Origin of the sequence: Stenotrophomonas sp. NPDC077659, from assembly GCF_050268705.1 — a bacterium.
In the GTDB taxonomy this organism is placed as follows: Bacteria; Pseudomonadota; Gammaproteobacteria; order Xanthomonadales; family Xanthomonadaceae; genus Stenotrophomonas.
On sequence record NZ_JBNNHG010000156.1, the window covers coordinates 1 to 8,520 of the forward strand.

Genomic DNA, 8,520 nt, shown 5'->3' on the forward strand with positions numbered 1-8,520 from the left:
GCACTGGCTCGACCAGCCGCTGACCTGGCTGTACTGGACCGGTCTGCATGTGACCTGCCGACAAACAGGTCGCGCTCGCGGGTCGACTTGCTGGTATCCAGATGCTTGAGCAGCTGCGCGTGTGCGGCCAGGGCCGGCTTGCCGGCAGCGCCCTGCTTCTTCAGCCACGCCAGCACGGCGGCTTCCTCGGCCTGCTTCTGGCCGGCCGCGTCGATGCGCTTGAAGCCTTCCAGCTGGCCCAGGTAGTTCTTGGCCACGTTGTTCATGCTGGCGGCGGTGGCAGCGTACTTCACCTTCACGTCCGGGTCGGCCTTGCCGGCTTCGTCGATCATCTTCAGCACCGCGTTGTAGTGGCGGGCGATGGTCGGGTAGGTGAAGCTGGCAGTCTCGTTGAATTCACCGGCCAGGGCGTAGCGGTTGGTGCGGCCCGGGTAGCCGGCCACCATCACGAAGTCGTCGGCACCCAGCGGCTGGTCGGCGAACTTCAGGAAGTGCCTGGGCTGGTACGGCACGTTGTCGGCCGAGAACGCCGCCGGCTTGCCGTCCTTGCCGACGTAGGCGCGGTAGAACGAGAAATCGCCGGTGTGGCGCGGCCACATCCAGTTGTCGACGTCGCCGCCGAACTTGCCGACGCTGCCCGGGGGCGCGTAGACCAGGCGCACGTCCTTGATTTCCATGTTGCGGAACAGGCGATAGGTGTTGCCGCCGGAGAAACTGTACAGGCGGCAGCGGAAGCCGGCATCGGCTTCACAGGCGGCCACCTGGGCCTTGTCGAAGGCGTCCAGCGCGCGGCTGCGGGCCAGCGGGTCGTTGCCGGCCGCCGCGATGGCTGCTTTGGCCTGGGCGGTGACGTCGGTGATCTGGTCGAGCACGAACACGCGCGCGTTCGGGCCGGCGCTCAGTTCGTCCTTCAGGGCCGGTGCGTTGAAGCCGTCCTTGATCAGGTTCTTCTGCGCGGTCGAATTGAGCTGGATGGCGCCGTAGGCACAGTGGTGGTTGGTGACCACCAGGCCCTGCGGGGAGACGAAGCTGGCGGTGCAGCCGCCCAGCGCCACGACCGCGCCCATCGGGTCGCCGGTCAGGTCGGCCAGCTGCTGCGGGGACAGCTTCAGCCCGGCCTTCTGCAGCGGGCCGGCAATTTCCGGCAACTGCTGCGGCACCCACATGCCTTCAGCGGCATGGGCGACCTGGACCAGCCCGAGGCTGGCGACGACGGAGAATGCAAGCAGGTTCGAGCGCATCGAGCGGCCCCTGGTAGTGGAACCCTCGATTGTAGCCCGCCGCCCTGCCCCGCCCCGAACCCCGTAAGTCATGGGCCCCGGCTCGCCGGGCATGGCCCGGCGCTACCCGTACGATTTCCCGCTCCGGCAGCGCCGGGCCATGCCCGGCGAGCGCGGCGGCGCCGTTCGAAACGCCCGCCGGCGCACGCCTTTCGTTCCGCCAATGCACCCGCAGCGCAACATGGGAAATCCGCGCAGCCCTCTATAATCCGCGTTTTCCCCCTGACGAGTTCCACCCGATGGCGCAGCAAACGATGAAGGCCCTGGTCAAGCGCGAAGCAGCCAAGGGCATCTGGCTCGAAGAGGTTCCGGTGCCCACGCCCGGCCCGAACGAGGTCCTGATCAAGCTGGAAAAGACCGCCATCTGCGGTACCGACCTGCACATCTACCTGTGGGACGAGTGGAGCCAGCGCACCATCAAGCCGGGCCTGACCATCGGCCATGAGTTCGTCGGCCGCGTGGCTGCCCTCGGCTCGGCCGTCACCGGCTACGAGGTCGGCCAGCGCGTGTCTGCTGAAGGCCATATCGTCTGCGGCCATTGCCGCAACTGCCGCGGCGGCCGCCCGCACCTGTGCCCGAACACGGTCGGCATCGGCGTCAACGTCAACGGTGCCTTCGCCGAATACATGGTGATGCCGGCCAGCAACCTGTGGCCGATCCCCGACCAGATCCCGTCCGAGCTGGCCGCATTCTTCGACCCGTACGGCAATGCCGCACACTGCGCACTGGAATTCGACGTCATCGGCGAGGACGTGCTGATCACCGGTGCCGGCCCGATCGGCATCATCGCCGCCGGCATCTGCAAGCACATCGGTGCGCGCAACGTGGTGGTCACCGACGTCAACGACTTCCGCCTGAAGCTGGCGGCCGACATGGGCGCCACCCGCGTGGTGAACGTGGCCAACCAGTCGCTGAAGGACGTGATGAAGGAACTGCACATGGAAGGCTTCGACGTCGGCCTGGAAATGAGCGGCAACCCGCGCGCCTTCAACGACATGCTCGACTGCATGTACCACGGCGGCAAGATCGCCATGCTCGGCATCATGCCCAAGGGCGCCGGCTGCGACTGGGACAAGATCATCTTCAAGGGCCTGACCGTGCAGGGCATCTACGGCCGCAAGATGTACGAGACCTGGTACAAGATGACCCAGCTGGTGCTGTCCGGCTTCCCGCTGGGCAAGGTGATGACCCACCAGCTGCCGATCGACGATTTCCAGAAGGGCTTCGACCTGATGGAAGAAGGCAAGGCAGGCAAGGTCGTGCTGAGCTGGAACTGATTCATCGCGGCTTCGCCACGTTGAATCCGCGACGGTTCCCTTTTCCCCGCGCCTCTTGAACAACAAGGGGGCTCTGCCCCAGCCGGGGTCAGGAATGCTGCAGGAATGAACAAGGCGCCCATCGGGCGCCTTGTTCGTTCACGGCAGGCCGTTCGGGAACCAACTGCACTGCCGGCGGGTCCATCGTGCACGACCCGACCGCGAGGCAAATGGATGTACCTGCCGGCTCTGATGTCTGTACTGCTGTCCGCACCCTCAGCAACACTTGACTGCCCTGCCCCACCCGGGACTGTGCCGCTGGCCTGCGTGGCCACTTCCGACGGCTGGTTCTACGCTGCGGATGAGGCCAGCGCACAACAGGCCGCCCGCGATACCGCGGCAGCGGTATCCGCCTTCCAGCGCCATTTCAGCCCTGACGTTCCCTTCGGCGCAGTAATCCTGTCCGCGGCGATGCCGCGACAGGCGCGCGATGCGTTCCAGACCGAGCGCGGGCTGCCCTGGGTGCGCGTCTGGGCCTCGCCGGCGGAAAAGAGCACCCTGCTACGGGAAAACCTGCGCCGCACCCAGCCCAAGCTGTCCGCGGCGGCAGTCGAACAACTGGTAGCGCGGGTCTCCCGCAGCACGGGGGACGTGCTGCCGCACGAAATCGGTCATTCGCTGTACCAAGCACGGTTCTGGCCGGGGCCGACGGACGATGGCAGCCTCCACTACGCCACGCCTGCGCCGGACTGGCTGGACGAAGCCGCCGCCATCCTGATGGAACCGCCCCCGATGCTGGCCGAACGCCGCCAGCAGTACCACGCCCTGCTCAGCGTTCCTTCGCCTCACGTGCAGGACCTGCCCCGCTTCCTGCAAGCCCCACATCCAGTGGACGCCGCACGCCGCGCGGCACTGACCGGTGGCGGCAGCAGCAGTGCATCGGGGTTGACAGTCATGACGGCCAGCGGCGATACGGGGGCGGCATTGGCGGCGTTCTACCAGCAGAGCCTGGCGCTGGCCGACTTCCTCATCGAGCGCAGTGGCTGCCCTGACGTGCTGGGCCAGATCAGCCTGGCCCTGGCCGACGGCCAGTCGTTCGACGACTGGCTGGCAAAATCAGGCCCCGCGCTGCAGTTGGGCAACGATGTCGCCACGCTCACGCAGCACTGGCAGGCCTGGCTGAACGCACTTGCCGTACCCACCAAGTAAGGGCAGGCTCAATGAAAAAGGCGCCCATCGGGCGCCTTTCCCGTGGGCGTCAGCAGCGCCGCATCACTTGCCGACCGAAACGGTCAGCACCACGCGGTTGTCGGCCAGCTTGCCCGAATTGTCGCGGCCGTTACCGTCGGTGCCGTAGAAGCCCAGGCCAACGTTGACCATGCCGATGGGACGACTGACGCCGACATTGAAATCGGTGTAGTCCTTGGCCAGGCCGTGTTCGAAGGTGCTGCGGCCGACATTGGCGGTGATCGCGAAGTCGTTCGGCAGCGGCCACTCGCCGCCCACCGCGTAGTACCAGCCATCAGTACCGCTGTTCCACACATCATTGGTGTAGGCCACGGTGAGGTTGTAGTTCTTTGCGAAGCTGGTCTTGGTGATCAGCTCGTTGTAGGCCAGCTCGCTGGCACCCGGGTAGGTGTAGCGGTTGAGCATCACGTCGAAGTTCACGTTTTCGCTGAAGTCGATGTTGTAGCCGACGAAGTAGTCGACCTCGAAATCCGGGCTGCCCTCACCGAAATCCACGCCCGAGCCCCAGACGCCCGCGTATAGGCCAACGGGCGAGGTGTAGGTGAAGCCAGCCTGGCCGGTGGGGTTTTCATCGGTCTGCGACACGCCGCGGAACAGGTAGTCGGAGACGCCGGTGATGTTCCAGCTGAACGGTGATGCGGCCTCGTCCTGGGCACTGGCGGCAAACGGGGCAAGCAGGGCGGCGCAGAGCACAGCGGCGGCGGTACGGCGCGTGGCGTGGTTCATGCGGGGTCTCTCCGGACGTGGGGGTGGGCGGTGCGGCGGGTGTTTACGGTTTTTTAACCGTATTGATATTGCGATGCAACAATGACGGACGAAACCATTGCCCGGGGCAGGCCCGGCCAGGCCCCCGGGTCGCCGGATCACCTGCCCCCGGGAGGGTGCGCCGGCGGGTAAAATCACCGGTTTCCCGTGCCGAAGACCGCCTGACATGAGCGACGCCACCTCTGCCCCGCTGACCCGCCACTATGCCGAGGAACTGGATGCCATCCGCGCCCAGGGCCTGTTCAAGTCCGAGCGCATCATCACCAGCCCGCAGTCGGCCGAGATCACCCTCGACGATGGCCGCACCGTGCTCAACTTCTGCGCCAACAACTACCTGGGACTGGCTGACCACCCGGACCTGATCCAGGCAGCCAAGGACGCACTGGATACCCACGGCTTCGGCATGGCCTCGGTGCGCTTCATCTGCGGCACCCAGGACCTGCACAAGCAGTTGGAAAAGCAGATCGCCGACTTCTTCGGCAAGCAGGACACCATCCTGTACGCGGCCTGCTTCGATGCCAACGGTGGCCTGTTCGAGCCCCTGCTCGGTGAAAACGACGCCATCATTTCCGATGCCCTGAACCACGCCTCGATCATCGATGGCGTGCGCCTGTGCAAGGCCAAGCGCTTCCGCTACGCCAACTGCGACATGGCCGACCTGGAAGCGCAACTGCAGGCCGCCGATGCGGCCGGCTGCAGGACCAAGCTGATCACCACCGACGGCGTGTTCTCGATGGATGGCTTCATCGCGCCGCTGGACGAGATCACCGCACTGGCAAAGAAGTACAACGCCCTGGTCCACATCGACGAATGCCATGCCACCGGCTTCCTCGGTGCCAGCGGCCGCGGCTCGGCCGAAGTGAAGGGCGTGCTGGAGAAGATCGACATCATCACCGGCACCCTGGGCAAGGCCATGGGCGGTGCGCTGGGCGGCTTCACCTGCGCCAGCGCCGAGGTGATCGAACTGCTGCGCCAGCGCTCGCGTCCGTACCTGTTCTCCAACTCGCTGCCGCCGCACGTGGTCGCCGCCGGCATCAAGGCCTTCCAGATGCTGGCCGCCGCTGACGACCTGCGCAGCACGCTGGTGGAAAACACCCGCTACTTCCGCGAAAAGATGGTTGCCGCTGGCTTCGACGTGAAGCCGGGCGTGCATCCGATCAGCCCGGTGATGCTGTACGACGCGCCGCTGGCGCAGAAGTTTGCCGAGCGTCTGCTGGAAGAAGGCATCTACGCGATCGGATTCTTCTTCCCGGTGGTGCCCAAGGGCCAGGCGCGCATCCGCACCCAGATCAGCGCCGCGCACACGCGCCAACACCTGGACCGCGCCATCGATGCGTTCACCCGCATCGGCCTGGAGCTGGGCGTGATCAAGGGCTGACAAGACAAAAAGGGGACGGAGGGGATTAAGACGTTTGTGCCACAAACGTCTTAATCCCCTCCGTCCCCTTTTTGCCAAAGCGTGCCGACCAAGGTCGGCACCTACCAGGGGCGCAGCGCGCGACGCGCGTTACTTCTTCTTTTTCTTCTTGTCCTTGGGCTCGTCCTTGCTGGCAACCACCACCGGCTTGGCGGCTGCGTCCTGTGCATTGCCCTTGGCCACGCGGATGCCGTTGGCCTTCATCCAGGCATCGAACTCGTCGGCGGTCATCTTGTGGTCGCCGTTGCTCATCATGAAGCGGTAACTGCCGCGGCCATCCAGTTCCGGGGTTTTCACTTCCACCACCGGGGTTTCCGGCGGGGTTTCGGCCTTGGTCACTTTCTTGTGCCCACCGCAGGCGGTCAGCACCGCAAGCGGCAACAACAGGCCAGCGCAGCGCAGGGTTCGGTCGAGGGTCGGGTACATGGGCAACGCTCCGTTCAAATGAATCGAAAGCCAGGCGCCCCCTGCACCTGGAACGGTGGCCGGCAGCCGCCGGCCGTGGGCCACAGCTTCAGCCCGGTGCAGCGGCCCCCAGCCGCTGCTGGTCGCTGACCTCCAGCACCCGCCACTGGCCCTTGCCGAGATCGCCGAGCAGCAGCCCACCGATCGCAACCCGGACCAGGCGCAGCACCTGCAGGTCGAAGGCCGCCAGCAGGCGGCGGATATGGCGGTTGCGTCCCTCTTCGAGGACCACTTCCAGCCATGCAGTCTTGTCGCCGCTGCGCAGCACGCGCGCGGCCCGGGCGACCAGGAACTCGCCCTCGTCCTCGATGCCGGCCTGCAGCGCGGCCAGCGTGGCCTCGTCCGGCAGGCGGTCGATCTGCACGTGGTAGGTCTTGTCCGGCCCGGTCTGTGGATCGGTCAGGCGCGCGGCCCACTGTGGGTCATTGCTGAACAGCAGCAGACCTTCGCTGGCCTTGTCCAGCCGCCCCACAGGTGCGATCCAGGGCAGCCCGGCGCCATCGAAGCAGCGGTAGACGGTGTCGCGGCCACGCTCGTCCTGCACGGTGGTCACCACCCCGCGCGGCTTGTTGAGCATCAGGTACAGACGCCGTGGCGCACCCAGCGGCTGGCCGTCCACCTCGATGGGCGGCGCGGGCTGCGCAATCGGGAATTCGGGATCGAGAACGATGCGCCCGGACACCCGCACGCGACCGTCGGCGATCCAGCGCGCGGCTTCAGTACGCGAACACACGCCCGCCTTGGACAGCACACGCGCCAGGCCATGGCGGATGCCGTTGGGTGCGGCAGCAGGCTTCGCACGCCCACGCGGGGCGTGGGAGCGGGCGGCGGGGGCGGCAGGAGGGCGGCGCGTGCGCAAGCCTCTGCTCCCCGCGCGACTTACTTCTTCTCGCCCGGCTTGGTCTCAGCCGGTGCTTCGGTGGCGGCGGGGGCGGCGGCAGCGGCCGGCGCCGGGCGCGCCTTGACCACGCGCACGCCACGCGCCTTCATCCAGGCGTCGAACTCCTCGGCGGTCATGCGCTTGCCGTTCTGGCTCATGTCAAAGCGCCACGGCGTGTTGTCGAACTCGGTCTGCGGCTTGTAGGCCGCCGGATCGTTCGGCTTCACCGCCGGTGCGCTGGGGATGGCCTTGGCGATGTTCTGGCAGCCATCGATGCGCAGTCGCTGCAGCACCTGGTCCAGCGACTGCGAGGGATCGTAGCTGCTGCCCAGCACGCCGCTGGACATGCCCAGCTGGGTGCCGCGGATGTACAGCTCATCGGCCACAGGCGCGATGGCCGTGGCCGGCAGGGGCAGCGGCGATGCGCTGGTGTTGACCGAGCAATCGACCGCTGCGTGAGCGACGGGAACCAGGGCCAGCGCCAGGACGGCGGCCGATGCAGAGCGCAGCATGAAGGGCATCCACGAAAGGAAAGTGACGCGGCGAGTGTAGCAATGCAGCGACAGCTTTCAAGCGCCACTTTCAATGAATACGCCAACGTGTTGGTTTAATGGGAAAAATGCCGACGAACGGTCGCTTCTCCAAGGTACCCAATGCGTTATCGGGTTGCACAAACAACAAGACCCGGCCGAAGCCGGGTCCTGCTGTGTCTTACTGGCGGAGCGTCAGAACTCAGTTCTGGACGTTCAGCTCGGTACGACGGTTCTTGGCGCGACCTTCCGGGTTGTCCGAACCATCCGGGTTGGTGTTCGGGGCAATCGGACGGCTCTCGCCGTAGCCGATCGGGCCCTGCAGACGGCTGGCGTCCACACCGTTCTGGGTCAGGTAGTTGTACACGGCGGTGGCGCGACGCTCGGACAGCTTCTGGTTGTAAGCGTCGGTACCCTTCGAGTCGGTGTGACCGGCCACTTCAACGCGCAGATCCGGGTAGCGCTTCAGGATTTCCGAAGCTTCCGACAGGATGGCCACAGCGTCCGGACGCAGGTTCGACTTGTCGAAGTCGAAGTTCACGCCCTTCAGGTCGATCGAGACCGGCACCGGGCAACCGTCCGGACCGATGGTCTGACCCGGCTGCGAGTTCGGGCACTTGTCGTCGCCGACCCGCGAACTGGCCATCCAGGTCGCAGAGGCGTTCCAGTCCTATTCGTC

Annotated in this window: 8 protein-coding genes and 1 pseudogene; 3 read left to right on the top strand and 6 right to left on the bottom strand. The window is 66.2% G+C overall.

Translation table 11 applies throughout. The features are described from left to right. On the bottom strand, positions 1–1,241 hold a 1,241-nt coding region (locus ACQKDV_RS16660; protein WP_427785200.1), incomplete at its 3' end, for a S46 family peptidase. Positions 1,242–1,534: 293 nt separating this feature from the next. Here ACQKDV_RS16660 and tdh point away from each other — a divergent pair. Together tdh and ACQKDV_RS16670 are read left to right on the top strand one after the other, a co-directional pair. Beyond that, on the top strand, positions 1,535–2,557 hold the full coding sequence (gene tdh / locus ACQKDV_RS16665) for an L-threonine 3-dehydrogenase (protein ID WP_427785208.1): 1,023 nt from the start codon (positions 1,535–1,537) through the stop codon (positions 2,555–2,557). 306 nt (positions 2,558–2,863) lie between these two features. Continuing rightward, positions 2,864–3,745 (top strand): hypothetical protein, encoded by an 882-nt coding sequence (locus ACQKDV_RS16670; protein WP_427785201.1) that lies wholly within the window; start codon positions 2,864–2,866, stop codon positions 3,743–3,745. Positions 3,746–3,808: 63 nt separating this feature from the next. On the opposite strand, the gene ACQKDV_RS16675 is transcribed toward ACQKDV_RS16670, so the two are convergent. Continuing rightward, the gene (locus tag ACQKDV_RS16675) at positions 3,809–4,510 is read right to left on the bottom strand and encodes a TorF family putative porin (protein WP_427785202.1); all 702 of its coding nucleotides are present in this window, start codon (positions 4,508–4,510) and stop codon (positions 3,809–3,811) included. A gap of 205 nt (positions 4,511–4,715) precedes the next feature. On the opposite strand from ACQKDV_RS16675, the gene kbl reads away from it, so the two are divergent. Further along, a complete protein-coding gene (gene kbl, locus ACQKDV_RS16680) occupies positions 4,716–5,927 on the top strand; it encodes a glycine C-acetyltransferase (RefSeq protein ID WP_427785203.1) in 1,212 nt (403 codons plus the stop codon). Between the two features lie 129 nt (positions 5,928–6,056). Here the strand turns inward: kbl and ACQKDV_RS16685 are convergent, their stop codons facing one another. From ACQKDV_RS16685 to ACQKDV_RS16700, 4 genes and pseudogenes are all read right to left on the bottom strand, one after another. Then, positions 6,057–6,392 carry a hypothetical protein gene (locus ACQKDV_RS16685; RefSeq protein ID WP_427785204.1) on the bottom strand — a complete coding sequence of 112 codons (336 nt, stop codon included), beginning with the start codon at positions 6,390–6,392 and terminating at the stop codon, positions 6,057–6,059. An 88-nt stretch (positions 6,393–6,480) separates the two neighbouring features. Further along, positions 6,481–7,290 carry a pseudouridine synthase gene (locus tag ACQKDV_RS16690; protein WP_427785205.1) on the bottom strand — a complete coding sequence of 270 codons (810 nt, stop codon included), beginning with the start codon at positions 7,288–7,290 and terminating at the stop codon, positions 6,481–6,483. Positions 7,291–7,310: 20 nt separating this feature from the next. After that, entirely contained in the window at positions 7,311–7,823 is a 513-nt protein-coding gene (locus ACQKDV_RS16695; protein WP_427785207.1) for a hypothetical protein, read from the bottom strand. A gap of 220 nt (positions 7,824–8,043) precedes the next feature. After that, positions 8,044–8,466, bottom strand: a pseudogene (locus tag ACQKDV_RS16700) (OmpA family protein); the annotation flags it as partial. Positions 8,467–8,520: the final 54 nt, after the last annotated feature.

Excerpts from the sequence above, each read along its gene's own strand:
- tdh (WP_427785208.1), top strand. The coding sequence starts at position 1,535 with ATGAAGGCCCTGGTCAAGCGCGAAGCAGCCAAGGGCATCTGGCTCGAA.
- ACQKDV_RS16675 (WP_427785202.1), bottom strand. The coding sequence starts at position 4,510 with ATGAACCACGCCACGCGCCGTACCGCCGCCGCTGTGCTCTGCGCCGCC.
- kbl (WP_427785203.1), top strand. The coding sequence starts at position 4,716 with ATGAGCGACGCCACCTCTGCCCCGCTGACCCGCCACTATGCCGAGGAA.
- ACQKDV_RS16685 (WP_427785204.1), bottom strand. The coding sequence starts at position 6,392 with ATGTACCCGACCCTCGACCGAACCCTGCGCTGCGCTGGCCTGTTGTTG.
- ACQKDV_RS16695 (WP_427785207.1), bottom strand. The coding sequence starts at position 7,823 with ATGCTGCGCTCTGCATCGGCCGCCGTCCTGGCGCTGGCCCTGGTTCCC.